The 16679-nt window shown below is 59.8% G+C and carries 17 protein-coding genes; 10 read left to right on the top strand and 7 right to left on the bottom strand.

All coding sequences use genetic code 11. From position 1 onward, the window contains the following. Positions 1 to 77 precede the first annotated feature (77 nt). From NP534_RS12120 to ttdB, 3 genes are read left to right on the top strand one after another with little or no spacing between them, the layout of a single operon-like run. Positions 78 to 1424 carry a dicarboxylate/amino acid:cation symporter gene (locus NP534_RS12120; protein WP_274098855.1) on the top strand — a complete coding sequence of 449 codons (1347 nt, stop codon included), beginning with the start codon at positions 78 to 80 and terminating at the stop codon, positions 1422 to 1424. Between the two features lie 10 nt (positions 1425 to 1434). After that, entirely contained in the window at positions 1435 to 2343 is a 909-nt protein-coding gene (gene ttdA, locus NP534_RS12115; protein ID WP_274098854.1) for a L(+)-tartrate dehydratase subunit alpha, read from the top strand. Continuing rightward, positions 2340 to 2948, top strand: coding sequence for a L(+)-tartrate dehydratase subunit beta (gene ttdB, locus NP534_RS12110; protein ID WP_028945996.1), 609 nt, complete (start codon positions 2340 to 2342; stop codon positions 2946 to 2948). The genes ttdA and ttdB overlap by 4 nt, the downstream gene beginning before the upstream one ends. Positions 2949 to 3208: 260 nt before the next feature. On the opposite strand, the gene NP534_RS12105 is transcribed toward ttdB, so the two are convergent. Both NP534_RS12105 and NP534_RS12100 read right to left on the bottom strand, forming a co-directional pair. Further along, positions 3209 to 4513: an SLC13 family permease gene (locus NP534_RS12105; RefSeq protein ID WP_274098853.1), complete on the bottom strand. Its 1305-nt coding sequence runs from the start codon at positions 4511 to 4513 to the stop codon at positions 3209 to 3211. Positions 4514 to 4543: 30 nt separating this feature from the next. Then, entirely contained in the window at positions 4544 to 5377 is an 834-nt protein-coding gene (locus NP534_RS12100; RefSeq protein ID WP_274098852.1) for an amidohydrolase family protein, read from the bottom strand. Between the two features lie 189 nt (positions 5378 to 5566). On the opposite strand from NP534_RS12100, the gene NP534_RS12095 reads away from it, so the two are divergent. Then, positions 5567 to 6304, top strand: coding sequence for a GntR family transcriptional regulator (locus tag NP534_RS12095; RefSeq protein ID WP_274098851.1), 738 nt, complete (start codon positions 5567 to 5569; stop codon positions 6302 to 6304). A gap of 145 nt (positions 6305 to 6449) precedes the next feature. On the opposite strand, the gene NP534_RS12090 is transcribed toward NP534_RS12095, so the two are convergent. From NP534_RS12090 to NP534_RS12070, 5 genes are all read right to left on the bottom strand, one after another. Then, entirely contained in the window at positions 6450 to 7583 is a 1134-nt protein-coding gene (locus tag NP534_RS12090) for an aminotransferase class V-fold PLP-dependent enzyme (RefSeq protein ID WP_274098850.1), read from the bottom strand. Between the two features lie 144 nt (positions 7584 to 7727). Then, complete coding sequence (locus NP534_RS12085) at positions 7728 to 8114, bottom strand: nuclear transport factor 2 family protein (RefSeq protein WP_274098849.1); 387 nt, start codon at positions 8112 to 8114, stop codon at positions 7728 to 7730. Positions 8115 to 8232: 118 nt separating this feature from the next. Beyond that, positions 8233 to 9336 (bottom strand): alkene reductase, encoded by a 1104-nt coding sequence (locus NP534_RS12080; protein WP_274098848.1) that lies wholly within the window; start codon positions 9334 to 9336, stop codon positions 8233 to 8235. Positions 9337 to 9400: 64 nt separating this feature from the next. Then, on the bottom strand, positions 9401 to 9979 hold the full coding sequence (locus NP534_RS12075; RefSeq protein ID WP_274098847.1) for a TetR/AcrR family transcriptional regulator: 579 nt from the start codon (positions 9977 to 9979) through the stop codon (positions 9401 to 9403). Positions 9980 to 10092: 113 nt separating this feature from the next. After that, a complete protein-coding gene (locus NP534_RS12070; protein WP_274098846.1) occupies positions 10093 to 10950 on the bottom strand; it encodes a LysR substrate-binding domain-containing protein in 858 nt (285 codons plus the stop codon). A gap of 111 nt (positions 10951 to 11061) precedes the next feature. Here NP534_RS12070 and phnD point away from each other — a divergent pair, with 111 nt between their 5' ends. The 6 genes from phnD to NP534_RS12040 all read left to right on the top strand — a co-directional run. Next, the gene (phnD, locus tag NP534_RS12065) at positions 11062 to 11931 is read left to right on the top strand and encodes a phosphonate ABC transporter substrate-binding protein (protein ID WP_274098845.1); all 870 of its coding nucleotides are present in this window, start codon (positions 11062 to 11064) and stop codon (positions 11929 to 11931) included. Then, a complete protein-coding gene (phnC, locus tag NP534_RS12060) occupies positions 11928 to 12728 on the top strand; it encodes a phosphonate ABC transporter ATP-binding protein (RefSeq protein WP_274098844.1) in 801 nt (266 codons plus the stop codon). The genes phnD and phnC overlap by 4 nt, the downstream gene beginning before the upstream one ends. Further along, positions 12725 to 13543 carry a phosphonate ABC transporter, permease protein PhnE gene (gene phnE, locus NP534_RS12055; protein WP_274098843.1) on the top strand — a complete coding sequence of 273 codons (819 nt, stop codon included), beginning with the start codon at positions 12725 to 12727 and terminating at the stop codon, positions 13541 to 13543. The genes phnC and phnE overlap by 4 nt, the downstream gene beginning before the upstream one ends. A gap of 187 nt (positions 13544 to 13730) precedes the next feature. After that, positions 13731 to 14819, top strand: coding sequence for an iron-containing alcohol dehydrogenase PsrA (psrA, locus tag NP534_RS12050; protein WP_274098842.1), 1089 nt, complete (start codon positions 13731 to 13733; stop codon positions 14817 to 14819). Positions 14820 to 14905: 86 nt separating this feature from the next. Further along, positions 14906 to 16201, top strand: coding sequence for an MFS transporter (locus NP534_RS12045; protein WP_186663079.1), 1296 nt, complete (start codon positions 14906 to 14908; stop codon positions 16199 to 16201). 50 nt (positions 16202 to 16251) lie between these two features. Next, the coding region (locus NP534_RS12040; protein WP_274098841.1) for a LysR family transcriptional regulator at positions 16252 to 16679 on the top strand (428 nt) is incomplete at its 3' end.

Below are 16679 nucleotides of genomic sequence, written 5' to 3'. Positions count from 1 at the left end.
TGTGAGGAGGATTGCCTCCCGCAACGTAGCCCAGTCGCCACATACATCCGACTCACAACAATAATTCGGAGACGGCAATGGCCAAGCGATTGGTAGGTAAGTTGTACGTGCAGGTTCTGATCGGGGTTTCGATCGGCATCCTGCTAGGCGTGTTCTGGCCGCAGGTCGGCGTGGACATGAAGCCGCTGGGTGATGCGTTTATCAAGCTGATCAAGATGGTGTTCGCGCCCATCATATTCGCGACGGTGGTGCTGGGCATCGCCAAAATGGAAAACATGAAAGAGTTGGGCCGGGTAGGTGCGCGCGCCCTGATCTACTTCGAGGTACTGTCAACTTTCGCTCTCGTTCTGGGCCTGATTGTCGTCAACCTGGTGCAACCGGGACAGGGGATGAACATCGATCCTGCGACCCTGGACACCCAAGCGATTTCCACTTACACCTCGGCCGCAGCCACCGGCACGGGTGGTTTCACCGACTTCCTACTCCATCTGATCCCGGGCAGCGTAGTCGACGCATTCGCCAAGAATGAGATCCTGCAGATCCTGCTTTTCTCTTCTTTGCTGGGCATTGCCCTGGCCAATCTCGGCGAACGCGGCAAGCCGGTCGTCGACGTGCTGGAGGCCTTCTCCCACGGCATGTTCTACATCGTTGGCTTGGTCATGCGCGTCGCGCCGTTGGCAGCCTGTGGCGCAATGGCGTTCACCGTAGGCAAGTACGGCTTGGGCTCAATCGCGTCGCTGGGCAAACTGATGGCGACCATGTACCTGACTTGCTTCCTGTTCGTGGTGATCATCCTGGGCAGCATCGCGCGGATGTCGGGCTTCAGCTTGTGGAAGTTCCTCAAGTACCTGCGCGAAGAACTGTTCACCGTGCTTGGCACCAGTTCATCTGAGTCGGTGGTGCCTCAAATGATGAACAAGCTGGAAAGGGTTGGGGTGTCTAAGCCAGTCGTCGGCCTGGTTATCCCATCCGGCCTCACCTTCAATCCTGACGGCCAGTGCATCTATTACACCATGGCCGCGATCTTCATCGCCCAGGCCACCAACACCCCGCTGTCCCTGATGGATCAACTGATCGTACTCGGCGTACTGCTGCTCACCTCGAAGGGGTCGGCAGGTGTAACTGGCTCAGGCTTCATCACGCTCGCCGCGACCTTGGCAACCATGGACAACATTCCGGTAGCCGGCATGGTGCTGCTGCTCGGCGTCGATCGTTTCATGTCTGAGGCTCGCGCCATCACCAACACCATCGGCAACGCGGTCGGAACGATGGCCATCGCGAAGTGGGTTGGTGCACTTGATAGCGACCGGATGAACCAGGTTCTTGATGGCAAGGCCTGCGCAGAACCAGAGAAAGAAGCGTTACAGGGGGCGGCTTCAGAAACTGCCGTCAGCCCTGAAAAAAAACACCTTGTGATGCACTGAGGAAATAACCGTGGATACCCTAGATAAAGAAACAGCCGTCTCATCGCTGACCGACACGTTGGCCAAGTTCACTGCCTACATTGGCAAACGCCTGCCCAAAGACGTCAAGGAAAAAACGGCCAAGCTGCGTGCAGCGGAAACCAATCCACTGGCCATTGCAGTGTACGATTCGATGGCCGACAACCAGGAATACGCCGACAAGCTCAACCGCCCCAGCTGCCAAGACACCGGCGTGATCCAGTATTTCATCTCGGCCGGCGCGCGTTTCCCGCTGCTCGGTGAAATGGAAGGCATCCTCGAAAATGCTACTAAGGAAGCCACCATTCACGGGCCCCTGCGCCATAACGCAGTGGAAACCTTCATCGAGAAGAATACTGGCACCAACACCGGCTCAAAGATCCCTTGGCTGGACTGGGAAATCATCCCCGATGCCGACTACGCCATCGTCGACGTGTACATGGCCGGTGGCGGTTGCACATTGCCGGGTTCGGCCAAGGTACTGATGCCAGGCCAAGGTTATGAAGGGGTGACTGAGTTTGTCTTCGATGTAATCACCTCCCGTGGTGTAAACGCCTGTCCACCTTTGCTGGTAGGTGTGGGGGTCTCCACCTCGGTGGAAACCGCAGCACGCCTGTCGAAGAAGGCCATTCTGCGCGAAGTGGACTCCAGCCACCCGAACGAAAGCGCGGCGATGATGGAGAAGCTGTTGGAAGAAGGCCTCAACGAAATCGGCATTGGCCCCCAGGGCCTCACCGGCAATAGCAGCGTGATGGGCGTGAACATCGAGTCTTCGGCCCGTCACCCCTCGACCATTGGCGTGGCAGTGTCCACCGGTTGCTGGGCGCACCGCCGCGGCAAGATCCGCATCAACGCCGACCTGAGCTATGACATCCTCTCCCATGAAGGGGTAGTACTGTGAAAAAGATCATCAATACCCCAATCAGCGATGAAGATCTGGCCAACCTCAACGTCGGCGACGTGGTTTACCTTACCGGCCAACTGGTGACCTGCCGTGACGTTGCCCACCGCCGGCTCATCGAACTGGGCCGCGAGCTACCGGTCGATCTGCGTGGCGGCGCTATTTTCCACGCCGGCCCTATCGTCAAGAAGAAAGAGGATGGCAGCTTCGAGATGGTGTCCATCGGCCCGACCACCAGCATGCGCATGGAAAAATTCGAGAAACAGTTCATCGAGCAGACCGGTGTCAAGCTGATCGTAGGCAAGGGCGGCATGGGGCCAGAGACCACCACCGGGTGCCTGGAGAACAAAGCTGTACATGCAGTGTTCCCCGGTGGTTGCGCAGTCCTGGCCGCCACCCAGGTCGAGGAAATCGAGCGTGCTGAATGGCAGGATTTGGGCATGCCGGAAACGCTGTGGGTCAACCGAGTGCGTGAGTTCGGGCCTCTGATCATTTCCATCGACACCAAGGGCAACAACCTGTTCGAGCAGAACAAGGCGCGCTTCAACGAACGCAAAGGTGCGGTCATCGAAAAGATCAATAGCCAAGTTCGTTTCATCAAGTGACGCGCATGGGGCAGTTTAGCGAACACACCTAAACTGCCCATCGCTCAGCCTAAGTACGGCTCTTATCGACAACTTCGAACATTCAACAAAGCGCCTGGCACGGCCTCAATTAACGCCTCATTAGATAATTTAAGAGATCGCCATGCGAAACCGTTCCCACCATGACTTACGTAAGTATGGACATGTTTCGTCCTCCACAGGGTGGCCCGCCCACCTTCCCAACGAAATTCACTGAGCTCTCCGGGCCGTTATTTCGCCATTCAAAAATCGATGAACGTGAAGATCGCATTGAATATCAGGGCCGCGACGAAACCCAGAGGTGCGGCACGGAAGAGCAACTGCGGAAACAACGAGGAGCGACTTTGTTCCGTCGGGCAGGAGCCAAGTATTAAGCTGCCGCCTGAGGAGAATGGCGAAATAGAAGTGGCCTGTGCGCCGACCACGATGGCCACGAACAGGAGCATCGGGTCTATCCCGAGCGCGGCGGCGATTGGCGGTGCCATCGGGAATAGCGCCGGAGTGACGACGCCCAGGGTGCTGGAGAACAGCGACATGCACGCCGCGACGATGCCGAAGACGATCGGCACCAGGATCGGCGGGATGCTGCTGCCCATCCACGCGGCCAGCAGGTCAATGGTCCCGGCCTTGATCGCGACCGAGATGAGCATGCCCACCCCACAGATCATGATCAACGTCGCCCAGGGTACCGAGGCCAGGACCTTCCGTTCATCACCCAGCTTGAGCAGCAGCGCGATGACCGAAAACAGGCTCGCGATCAAGCCAATATCGATCTTGGCGTTAATGAAACGTACTGTCGCGTTATCGGGGAAGGCGATCTGGGCGATAGGTGCCGCGAGAACGATGACCATCATCGTCAGTGTCAGCCAAAGCGTGATTTTCTGTTCGCGGTCCAGCGGCGTAGGTGCGGTGGCTACGTAGGCAGAGGCCTTCATCGCCTTGCCATGCCCGGAAAGGAATACCAACACCGAAATCACCAGTAACGGAATCACCAGCGTACTGACGAAGATTGCCGCCGCGTTGATGAAGGCATCATTCTCTGCAATGCCGGCGTTGACCATCAAGCCCCGAAAGATAATGCCGCTCTGGCTGGAGACGAAGTTGGCTCCGCTCAGGGCGCCATAGTTTACCGCCATGCCGCCGATGATCAGGCTCATGCCGGTGCGTTCGCATAGCAAAAGGGTAATCGGCGCCATGAAGGCAAGAACCGTATAGTAGCCAGCGCCCATTGCCGAAATGACCGTAGCGGTGAAGAAAACCGCGAAGGGAAGCAGTTGCGGCATCGTTCGGCAGCGGTAAATCAAGTGTTCGGCCAGCTTTTCCAGTGTGCCGTTAACCGTAGCGAAGCTATAAAAAAGGCAAACAGCGAAAATGATGAAGAAGATTTTCAGCGGCCACATGCTGATGACTTCGGCGGGGCTCAGGCCCATCCCGAAACATCCAATCAGGTAGGCAAAAGCAATTGCGAAGAGACCGATGTTGATCTTGGTCTTGTAGCCAAGGGCGACGGCAACCACGATTGCCGCCACGACGAGCAAGCTCATCATAAGGAACGTCCTATTGTTGTTATGGGGCGGTTAACGCGAAACGTCGAAGCTGAACAGCTTCGCCGGGTTATCCCGCAATACTCGAGTGCGTTCGCTGGGTTCCGGGAGCAACGCTTCGAAGAAGGCAACCTGCCGGTCGTAGTCGGTCTGGTCTTCGAACTGGGTGTTGGGCCAGTCACTGCCCCAAAGGAATCGCGCAATGCCACCGCTAGACTCGCGCAGCTGAGCCAGAACAAGCCGTGCCTGGGCAAGGTTGAACTGGCTGCGGTAGGGCGCCGAGAGTTTGAGCCATACGCGTTCGTCGGCGAGTAAGGTCAGAAATGCCTTGTGGGTGGGCTTCTCGATTTCGATGCCGCCAGTGGGGAGGCCAAAATGATCGATCACCACTTCGACGCCACACGCCAAAATGTCTGGCACGATCAGTGCCACATCATGGATTGCGCGCTGAATTTCGACGTGCCAGCCTCGCCGGGCCAGCCGCTTGAACAGGCCGGTCCAGGCGGGGCCTGTATAGTCGGCTAATGCCTTACCGACCAGATTGAGGCGAATACCTACCACGCCCGCCTCGGCAAGTTCGTCCAGTTGCACTTCACTGATCTGGGTGTCAACCACTGCCACGGCACGTAGCCGCTTTGGATATCGGCTTAGAGCGTCCAGCAAGTAATGGTTATCGGTGCCCAGAAAACTCGGCTGGATCAGCACGCCATACGCCAGGCCATGACGATCAAGGTGCCCGAGGTAGTCTTCGACCAGCGCATCATAGCGAGGGCTGTAGCGTCGCTCGGGAGCCATCGGCAAATGCTGATGGAAGATGTGTGCGTGCGTGTCCACGCCGTGCAATCTGAGAGACAGAGAATGATCCATAAGCGAAACCCTGATTATTGTTGTCCTGACACGCCCGCTGCTGGCAATCAGGGCTGGAAGCGAGCCGAATCGTTACGTCGCCCGTAATTCATATAGATGACTGCATGACCATATCTTCAGCGCTTGGTATCTGTCAATTCACGCAACAGTGATAAAGTGAATTCGCCTCGGACAAGGATTGATCAATAAATGAACACCCCAACACTCGGATACGACGAGCGGCTGCCGCTGTATCAGCGCCTCAGAGAAGAAATGCTGGCGAAGATTTCTGCCGGCGAATGGACCCCGGGTGCCCCTATTCCCACCGAGGCAGAGCTGACTCGGCATTACGGCGTCGCCATCGGCACGGTGCGCAAGGCGGTGGATACGCTGGTCAACGAGGGGCTTCTGTTGCGCAGCCAGGGCCGAGGCACCTTTTTGCGGCGGCCTAATTTCGAGACTTCGCTGGCTCGTTTCTTTCGCCAAGTGAATGCAGGCGGCGGGCGAGAAACCCCCACCAGCCGTATCCTCTCCAAGACCCTCCAGACACCCTCGCAGGCAGTAACCGACGCGCTAAAGCTGAGCGAGGGTGAGCAGGTCGTGCACATGGAGCGCCTGCGAATGGTCGAAGGCCGCGTGTTGTTTCACGAGGATATCTGGCTATCCGCCAGCCGCTTCGGTGACTTGCTGGAAATCGACTCGGCGAGCTTCGGTGAACTGCTCTATCCGCTTTATGAAAAGCAGTGCGGGCAATGCATCGCCTCGGCCAAGGAAACCCTCACAGTTGGCGCGGCCGACAGGTCCATGGCTGACATGCTGTCAATCGAGATCGGTGCACCGATGGTCAGCATCGAACGCACGGCAATGGGCTATGACCGATCCCCACTGGAATACCGCCTTTCCCGCGCTGCGGCCGATGGCTTCAGGTATCAGATCGAGATTTCCTGAGGTTTATGCGCCGACGCCATCGATTGATAGGGGATTGAGTACGCGGCGCGAGGTATTTCCCATCCTGGAGAACGAAGCGAATGCGGCTCCGTCCCCTTGGGCAGGCTACCTTTCTGAATTCACCTTACGGCATGAGGCTGAAGGCTTAATTCGCCATCACTTCGTCCAGTGCCTGCTCTAGGATGCTGACCGTGCGCTCGATATTGTGTAGTTTTTCGAGCCCGAACAGACCGATGCGGAAGGTTTGGAAGTCGGCCGGCTCGTCGCATTGCAGCGGCACGCCGGCGGCTATCTGCAGGCCGTGAGCGGCAAACTTCTTGCCGCTCTTGATGTCGGCATCATCGGTGTAGCTGACCACGACGCCTGGGGCCTGGAAGCCGGCTGCGGCCACGCTCTTGAAACCTTTACCGGTCAACATGGCGCGCACCCGATCACCCAGCGCCTGTTGTTCGCCGCGGACCTTGTCGAAACCGTAGGCTTGCATCTCGTTCATCACGTCGTTGAATCGGGCGAGCGAATCGCTGGGCATGGTCGCATGGTAGGCGTGTCCGCCTTGTTCGTAGGCCTGCATGATCTGCAGCCACTTTTTCAGGTCGCAGGCAAAGCTGCTGCTCTGCGTGTGCTCGATGCGCTCGAGGGCCAACGCGCTGAGCATCACCAGGGCACAGCAAGGGGAGGCGCTCCAGCCTTTCTGCGGTGCGCTGATCAGCAGGTCGACTGCGCACTTGTGCATATCAACCCAAAGCGTGCCAGAGGCGATGCAGTCCAGCACGAACAGGCCACCCACCGCATGTACGGCGTCGCCGACGGCCCGCAGGTACTCGTCGGGCAGGATGATCCCTGACGAGGTTTCAACGTGGGGGGCGAAGACAATCTGCGGCTTGTGCGCCTCAATGGCCGCCAGCACTGCCTCCAGCGGCGGGGGCGCGTAGGCAGCCTGGCGCCCGGTGTCGACCGGTCGGGCTTTCAACACCGTGGTGGCCGCCGGGATGTTGCCCGTATCAAGGATTTGGCTCCAGCGATAACTGAACCAGCCATTGCGTATCACCAGGCATTGCTGGCCGGTGGCAAACTGTCGCGCTACCGACTCCATGCCGAATGTACCGCTCCCTGGGACCACCGCAACAGCCTGGGCGTTATAGACCTGTTTCAGGGTTTTGGAAATGTTCTTCATCACGCCCTGAAATGTCTGTGACATGTGATTGAGCGAGCGGTCGGTATAGACCACCGAGTACTCGACCAGCCCCTCAGGGTCAATACTGGGATAAAGCCTCGACATGGGGTGACTCCTTTGGCAGAGATGTCAGTGGTATCGACCCTGCCTTAAGCCTTGGCAAATGACAAGACTTGACGCCTTACCCGAATGGCCCACTACTGATCGAGCTGATCGTTCAGACCGCCCGACATCAATGATGATCGAACGTCAGCCTTCGAACTGATGGTAAACCTTGGCGATGACTTGCCATGTGCCGGCGATGCGGATCAACGTCAGATAGTCGTTGTAGTCGGCGCCGATGGCGTCGTTTTCCATGTCCACACGCACGACGGCGGTCGTTGGGGTAATCGCCAGCACATCCAGGCGAGTGGTGATATCCGGGGCGTTGCCGTGCTTTCTGACGAAGCCGAACAAGTTGGAGATCGGGCCTCCTAGCAGCTCGCCGTTGGTGAAACCATACATGACGGCATCCTTGTGGAAGGCCTGCGCCAACCCTTCAGCGTTGCCGATGCGCAGGCTATCGACATAGTGCTGAGCCACGGCGATAACGGCGTCATATTCGGCCGTGGCAACGGTCTTGATGTTTTTGCTCATGATTAGCTATCCAGGTGCTGAGAGACGCATGATGCGTCGAAAGACTGCCCGGTTTCGGGGGACACCGGGAGCCGGAAGCGCGCAGTTCAGGGCGCGATGTGGGGGTGGTAGATCTGCTTCAGTAGTTGCCATTCGGCCAGTCGGTGTAGCCCTTGGCCCCACCGCCGTAATAGCTCTCTCTGGGAGCGGTGCTCAGTTCTGCTCCATGGCGAAGGCGTTCAACCAGGTCTGGGTTGGAGATAAACAAGCGGCCGAAGGCCACTGCATCGATCCTGTTCTGAGCGCGGCGCTCGATGGCCATTTCCAGGTCGTAGTTGTTGTTACCGATATAGGGTCCTGCGAACAGGCCGCTGAGGGCATCCATATCAACGCCCGCAGGGATGTCGCGGCTAGTCGCAGTGGCGCCTTCCACGAAATGCATGTAGGCCAGGTCGAGCTTGTTCAGCTCGGGCACCAAGTAACCGAACAGGCCCATGACGTTGCTGTCGGGAGGTGTGTTACCGGCGTCCGGGGTCACCGGTGACAGTCGGATGCCGACCCGGTCGCTCCCCCAGATCTCGATCACCGCGCGGGTGACTTCAAGGGTGAGGCGTGCTCGATTTTCGATCGAGCCACCGTACAGGTCGGTGCGCTGATTGGTAGAGTCACGCAGAAACTGATCGAGCAGGTAGCTGTTGGCAGAATGCACTTCCACGCCATCGAACCCCGCGTGCATGGCGTTTCTCGCGGCAACTCGGTATTGCTCGATAACACCGGCTATCTCGTCAGTTTCCAGCGCGCGCGGTGTGGACACTGGCACGAAACCGTCGACCGTGTAGGTATTGCCCTCGGCCCGGATCGCAGAGGGGGCTACCGGTGCCTGGCCGTCAGGCTGCAGTTCGACGCTTGAGAAGCGGCCGACATGCCACAGTTGCAACACGATCTTGCCGCCTTTGGCATGTACAGCTTCGGTGACTTTCTTCCAGCCAGCCGTCTGGTCTGCGCTCCAGATACCGGGCGTCGCAGCGTAGCCACGGCCTTGGGCGCTGATGTTGGTCGCCTCGGCGATGATCAGGCCAGCGGAGGTGCGCTGAGCGTAGTAGGTAGCATGCAGTTCATTGGGTACGCCATCCTCGGCGTAACGGCTGCGCGTCACGGGTGCCATGACGATACGGTTGGAGAGTTCAATGGCACCCATTCGGGTGGGTTCGAACAAGTCAGTACGGGTACTGTTATCAGTCATGAGTGGTTCCATCAAATTCATCTAAGTAGACCAGTCGTCTACTTTTTGGTTAAAAAAAAGCCGCTCAACCGAGCAGGCTTTTCGTCATGGCCAGCGCTGATTGAAAGGGTTGGGTAGAGCGGTTCACCTTTGCCATCAACGATGCGCCCAACCACAGTTGATACAGCGACTCGGCCAGCGCCTTGCTGTCTTTGGTAACGATGCTGCCATCATCAATGCCGCGCTCGATGCTATCGCTGATAAGCCTGATGATGCGGGACGTGCCTTTGTCCAGCACGTGGCGCATGACTTCAGAAAGGTCGCAGACTTCAGCGCCGAGCTTGACCACCAGGCATTTGTTATCCACGGCCTCGTCATACTGGGTTTCGCTCCAGTACTGGAAGTACTTCAGAAGACTTTGCGCACCATTCGCCTGCTGCTTGAGGATCGGCTCGATACGGGACAGGTACTCGTCGAAGTAAACGTCGAGTAATGCCTGGCCAAATTCTTCCTTGGACTTGAAGTAGTGGTAGAACGAGCCCTTGGGTACTCCGGCCGTGCTCAACACCTCGTTGAGACCGACAGCCGTGTAGCCTTTGTGGGTCATAAGTGCCCTGGCAACATCGAGGATGTGCTCACGCATTTCGTTGGCTGGTTTCTTCATGATGAGCGAAGCCTAACCCAGATTAGACCAGTCGTCTACTTTGGTGGGCGACCAGGTTGAACGTTGCGAGTTTGATCGGGCCTTGGAACGCCTGGAGGGACGATAACCTTCATTCAACGCAGCGCGATCGACAGGAACGAGTCGATGACCTGGCTGCTGCTCCGCTCGGCCAGGTAATACAGATACGTTTCAGTAAATACCACATCGCCAGCGATGCGGATGACTTTCAGGCAGGGGGCGCCAATGTATTCCGCCTCCGACACCGCGCCGATGCCGAGCTTGCGGATGACCGCTTCGCGCAGCGCCTCGCGGCTGCCGATTTCCATGGCCACCCGCGGGCTGACGTCAGCCTCGTGCAAGGCCCGTTCCAGTGCCAGGCGGGTAGTCGAGCCGTGCTCGCGACGGAGCAGCGGCTGCCCCTGCAAGGCTTGCAGGGACACTTCGTCATACCTGGCGAAGGGGTGTTCGACATGGACGAACAAGATGACCGGATGGCGCGCGTAGCGTTGGGCGACAAATGCCGGGTTTTCCGGCCGCCCGGCGAGTACACCGATGTCGCTCACGTAGTTTTCCAGATCGGCCAGCACCGAGGCCGAGTTGCCGACACGGATGGAGACATCGATTTGCGGATAGCGGGCTTGGTAGCGGTCAACCATTTCGATCACATGGAACGGGCCAACCGCGCCAATGCGCAGTTGCCCGCGGTTGAGCTTGCCGGCGTCACGCAGCAGGTTGGTGGCTTCGGCATCGAGCAGCGCCAGTTGGCCTGCGATCGGCAAAAGTGCACGGCCCACGGTGGTCAGTTCGATACGGCGCCCGCGCCGGTGGAACAGTTCGACATTGAATTCGCGCTCCAGGGCCTGGACCTGGTTGGTAGCCGTCGGCTGGCTGACGCCGATGGCCCTGGCCCCGGCGCTGAAGCTGGCATGGCGGGCGACGGCAAGAAAAGTACGCAGGCGTGCAGAAGACATCCATAGATCCTTTGAATGGAAAGGGGTCAAAAACCATATTGAATTGATGCGGTGACTGTCACATGACAGCCCTAGCTTTGGCCTCACCAAAAACAACCCTGCGGTGACGCCATGATTTCCCTTGCCAGCCTGCGCCGTTCTGCCCGCTTTATCCTGCTGCCCCTGATGTTTACTCCGGCAGTGCAGGCCCAACAGACCCTGACCGTCGGCCTGATACCTTCCGAGGACTCTCAGGCAATGATCAAGAGCAGCCAGTTGGTGCTCGACCAGCTTGAGCAGCGTCTAGGCATGCCGGTCAAACCTTTCGTGGCCACCGATTACAACGGCGTGATCGAAGCCCTACGTGCCGGCAAGCTGGATGTGGCCTACCTGGGGCCGTTCTCGTACGTGCTGGCCAAACAGATGGCTGATGCCGAGGCGTTTGCCGTGGCCGTGACCCGCAAGACCAGCAGCAGCGCCTACCACAGCCTGATCATCGCCCGTAACGACAGTGGCATTCGCAGCCTGCAAGACCTGCAGGGGAAGACCTTCGCCTTCGTCGACCCCAGCTCGGCTTCCGGGCACCTGTTTCCCAAGGCGGGCCTGGAACAGGCTGGCCACGATCCGAAGACCCTTTTCTCGCGGGTGATCTTCTCTGGATCCCACGACGCGAGCATCCTCGCCGTGGAAAACCGCAAAGTGGACGCCGCAGCGGTGGCCGATCGCATCCTCGCCAGCGCGGTGCACAACGGGCAGGTCAAACAGCAGGACTTCCATGTGGTGTGGACCTCGCCGGACATTCCCGAATCGCCGATGGTCTGGCGCAAAGGCCTTGACCCTGAGTTGCAAGCCAAGCTGCGCAGTGCATTCGCCGCGATCAAGGATGTGCCCTGGGGCGACCAGGGCATGCTCGACGGTTTTCAGCCCACCAGCGACGCGGCTTATGACGTTGTTCGCGATACCGCCACGGTGCTCGATCTTGACCTGCGGAGGCTGAAATGATCCGCATCCAGCAATTAAACAAGGGCTATGCCGATAACCCGGTGCTGCGTGGCATCGACCTGCAGGTCCAGGCCGGCGAGTTCCTGGTCATCCTCGGTCAGTCCGGTGCCGGAAAATCCACCTTGCTGCGCTGCATCAACCGCCTGGCACACGCCGACAGTGGTGTGCTGGAAGTCGGCGGGGTGGACGCCATGCAGGCTTCCCAGCAGCGCGAACTTCGCCGGCGGGTAGCGATGATTTTCCAGCACCACAACGTGGTGCCGCGCCTCTCGGTGCTGAAAAACGTGCTGACCGGGCGTCTAGCGTACTGCAGCACCCTGGCCTCGCTGCTGCAGCTGTTCCGACGAGAGGACGTAGCCCTGGCCCATGATTGTTTGGGCCGCGTCGAACTGAGCGACAAGGCCAGCGCGCGCGCCGATTCGCTGTCTGGCGGACAACTGCAGCGGGTCGGCATCGCCCGGGCACTGGCCCAGCGCCCCGATGTGATCCTGGCTGACGAACCCGTGGCCAGCCTAGACCCGAAAACGGCACACCTGGTGATGCGCTATCTGCGCGAGGCGACCCGCACCCTCGGCATCACGGTGGTGTGCAACCTGCACCAAGTGGATCTGGCACGGGCCTTCGGCGACCGTATCGTCGGCTTGGCCAGTGGCCGCCTGGTATTTGATGGTCCGGCGCAGGCCTTGGATGACGCTGCGCTGCAGCGTATTTACCACAGTGCCGCGCCTCGCCAGCCAGGCGATACCCCGCTTGCTGAAAATCTTCCCATCGCTAGTGGCACGAGGGCCAGAACATGAATCCACGTACTCACCAATGGCTGGTGCGCACGCCGGCCACATCACGCGGCTGGCTGGGCAGCGCTGCATTGCTGGTGTTAGTCCTGTGCATCCTGCATTTGAGCGCCGAGGGGGCGCAGTTGAGCTGGACCGAGCTGGCCAGCGGCCTGCCACAGATTGGCGACTTTCTCGGCCGCTCGCTGCCGCCAGACCTGAGCATCCTGCCAAGCCTCTGGCACCCAGCGCTGGAAACCCTGCAGATCGCGCTGTGGGGCACTTTGCTGGGGATTGTCGGCGCCATCCCGCTGGGCTTGCTTGCCGCGCGCAATCTGCACAACAAGCGTTGGCTGTATCAGGCTACTCGGCAACTGCTCAATGTGATTCGTAGCATCAACGAACTGATCCTGGCGCTGGTGTTCGTTTCGGCAGTCGGTCTGGGCCCGTTCCCTGGCGTGCTCGCTTTGGCGCTGCACGGTGTGGGCATGCTTGGCAAATTTTTCGCCGAGAGCATCGAGGAAATCGACCAAGGTCCGATCGAGGCCTTGCAGGCAACCGGCGCTCGGCCGCTGCAGGTAATTATCTTCGGTGTGTTACCGCAGGTCATCACTGCCTGGATTGCCGTGGTGCTCTACCGCTTCGAGGTCAACCTGCGTTCGGCGACCGTGCTGGGCATGGTCGGTGCGGGTGGCCTTGGGTTCGAGCTGGTCAGCAGCTTGAAGCTATTCAAGTACCAAGAAACTGCGACTTGCATCCTGCTGATCACCCTGATGGTGGTACTGGCGGACCTGCTTTCCAGCCGGCTCCGCGAAGCCATTCAGGGCTCGGCCCGTCACTGATCCTGTTACCCGGCCTTGCCTTCTGCGCCCTTCGCTTGCGCAGGGGCGGGGCTTGCCTGGAGAAACCGCGATGCCTGCTGCCGCTGTTATCGGTCTCACCGATACCTGCCTGCATTTAAACGATTGGAACGAAAGCTGCCAGCCGACGAGCATGGCTGCACCTTCCAACAACAATAAGGAACTGTCCATGCCTGCCTGTTTCCATAATCCTGTCTCGACCGTCTTCGGCGCTGGCAGCCTGGAGCGGATCGCCGACCTGTGCCCGGGCAAGGTCGCCTTGGTGACCTTCCCCGAGGCCGTGCAATTGGGGCTGGTGGAGCGGGTGCGCGGCCTGCTCGGCGAGCGCCTGGTTTGTGTGATAGACAATGTGCAGCCGAACCCGGACGTGGCGTGGTTGCGCGAAGTCCACGAGCGTTTCTGGGCCGACCATGGCGATTGCGACAGCGTCTTCGCCTTGGGCGGTGGCAGCGCCATCGATACGGCCAAAGCGTTGATCGTAGGGACCGCCTCGGGGCACTTCGATGAACTGCTGGAGTTGTTGGCCAGTGGCAAGCCGTTCACCCCGGCTCGGTACAAACGGCTGATTGCCGCGCCCACCACGGCGGGTACCGGCAGCGAGGTCACGCCGTGGGCCACGCTGTGGGATGCCGGCCGGCAGAAGAAGTACTCCCTGCATTTGCCGTGCACCTGGCCTCAGGTGGCGTTGATCGACCCACAGCTGATGCTCAGCGTACCCGGCGCAGTGACGGTGTCTACCGGGCTGGATGCGTTGTCACATGCCCTGGAAGCGATCTGGAATCACAACGCTAATCCTATTTCGGACACCTTTGCAGTGTCGGCCATCGAGGACATCCTGGACTGCCTGCCACAGTTGCACCAGGACCTGGGCAACCCCGAGCTGCGCACGCGCATGGCCTTGGCCGCGCTGAAGGCCGGGATGGCGTTCTCCAACACCAAGACGGCCCTGGCCCATTCCATCTCGTATGAAATGACGCTGCGCCATGGGCTGCCCCATGGCATCGCCTGTTCGTTCACCCTGCCGATGGTCCTTGGCCTGGCCTGGGGCCGTGACGGCCAACGCGACCGTACCCTGCAGAAGGTTTTCGGCCCTGACCTTGACGCCGCCCAGCAGCGCCTGCGGGGTTTCTTGCATCGCTTGGGCGTGCGCACCGAGTTTGAAGACTACGGCGTGACAGCCGCCGAGGCCGAAGCGATGATCGATGACGCCATGCAGGGTCCACGCGGACGCAATTTCATCGGCTCCCAAGCCGCCTGACGCATCACGCTTTTCCTCCCGCACCGAACAAGAGTGCCGACTCGCCGCGCCCCCGTGCCGGCGGCAGCGAACAAAAGGAAACCGTCATGAACCGTGCACAAACACTGCCTGGCTCGATCCCGACTACCATGCCGTTCCGCCTGGCCCAGTGGCGCATGCTGCTGGCTGCCATGTTCTGCTACCTGTTTTTCTACACGGGTCGTCAGACCTTCGGTTTTGCCATCCCTGGCATCCAGGCCGAATTCGGCCTGAGCAAGGAGACGCTCGGTTGGGCCTCCAGCGCGATGTTGTGGATGTACGCGATAGGCCAGGCCATCAATGGCAACCTGGCCGACAAATTCGGCGGGCGGCGCATCATGACGCTGGGCGCAGTGCTGTCATGTGGCGCCAACTGGGTGACCAGCTTCGCTGGCGGCTTGCTGAGCCTGGTGCTGCCCTGGGGCGTCAACGGCTACTTCCAGGCACTGGGCTGGGCGCCGGGCAGTCGCCTGCTCTCGAACTGGTGGAGCGCCGCCGAGCGGGGCAGGGTCTACGGCTTCTATGTGTTTGCGGCCGGTTGTGCCTCGGTGCTGTCGTATGTCACCTCCGTGGTCATCCTCGATGTGTTGCACCTGGAGTGGCGCTGGATCTTCCGCCTGCCCGTGCTCTTGATGCTGGCAGGAGGCATCGTCTTCTACCTGGTGGCCCGGGAGCGGCCGCAGGACATGGGTTACCCGGCGCTGGACAACACCGGCGTGGCCAATGCCCAGGACCGCAGCAGCGAGGCCACGCAGACGGACCAAGAGACCTCGCGGCAACGCTACCTGGCGGTGCTGAAGAACCCGCGCTTGTTGGTGGCTGCGGTTTCCCTCGGCTTTCAGAACGCCGCTCGCTACGGCTTGATCGTCTGGGTCCCGGTGCACTTCCTCGGTGCCAACTGGCAGAAGGGCGACAGTTTCATCGACCCCAAGTGGATCACCATCGCCTTGCCCGTGGGTATGGCGGTCGGAGCACTTAGCAACGGCTGGGTCTCGGACAAGCTGTTCGGCAGCAAGCGGTACCTGGCGATCATGCTCTACATGGTGCTGGGCGCACTCACCAGCTTGTGGATGTGGAGCCTTCCGGCGCACAGCGCAGTAGGCCTGCTAGCGTTGTTCCTGTGCGGCTTCTTCGTCTATGGGCCGGCATCGAGTTTCTGGGCACTGTGCCCGGACCTGGTAGGTGCCCGCCGCGCCGGTACTGCGACCGGCATCATGAATTTCTCATCGTATCTCTTCGCCGGGCTGGCTGAGCCGTTGATCGGTCGTATGCTCGATACAACGGGCAATACGTCGCTGATTTTCATCGTGGTCACCACGGCTTGTGCCTGCAGCGCCCTGGTTGCGCTGTTCGTACGCCGTTGAGGGCGCCGCTATGCTTTCAGCTTGCAGCTGTTTCTTGATCGAGAGAAGCCATGTACCAGTACCACAAGTGGTTGCGGTCCTTTCATGCAGTCGCCAGCACAGGCAGCTTTACCCAGGCGGCGCAGTTGCTGAGTATCGGCCAGCCCACCATCAGCGAGCAGGTGAGCGGGCTGGAGAAGCGGTTTTCGGTGGAGTTGTTCCATCGCCGCGGCCGCTTCATCGAACTGAGCACAGCTGGCCGCCAGCTGTACGACATCACCCAGGGTCTGTTCGGCCAGGAAGACGAGGCATTGCAACTGCTGCAGAGCTTCCACCAGCGCAAGCAGGGCATGCTGCGGATCGGCGCGGTATCACCTCCCATCGCCATGAGCCTGACCTACGAACTGATGCAGCATTATCCGCAGATCGAGCTGGAAACCTCGTTCAGCAGCGAGGCCGGGACATTGGAGCGGCTGTACAAAGATCGGAAGAGCACACG

Origin of the sequence: Pseudomonas sp. 39004 (assembly GCF_028682155.1) — a bacterium.
Lineage (GTDB): Bacteria > Pseudomonadota > Gammaproteobacteria > Pseudomonadales > Pseudomonadaceae > Aquipseudomonas > Aquipseudomonas capeferrum.
Note: the sequence above shows the minus strand (reverse complement) of the source record. Positions and strands in the feature narration are given on the sequence as shown.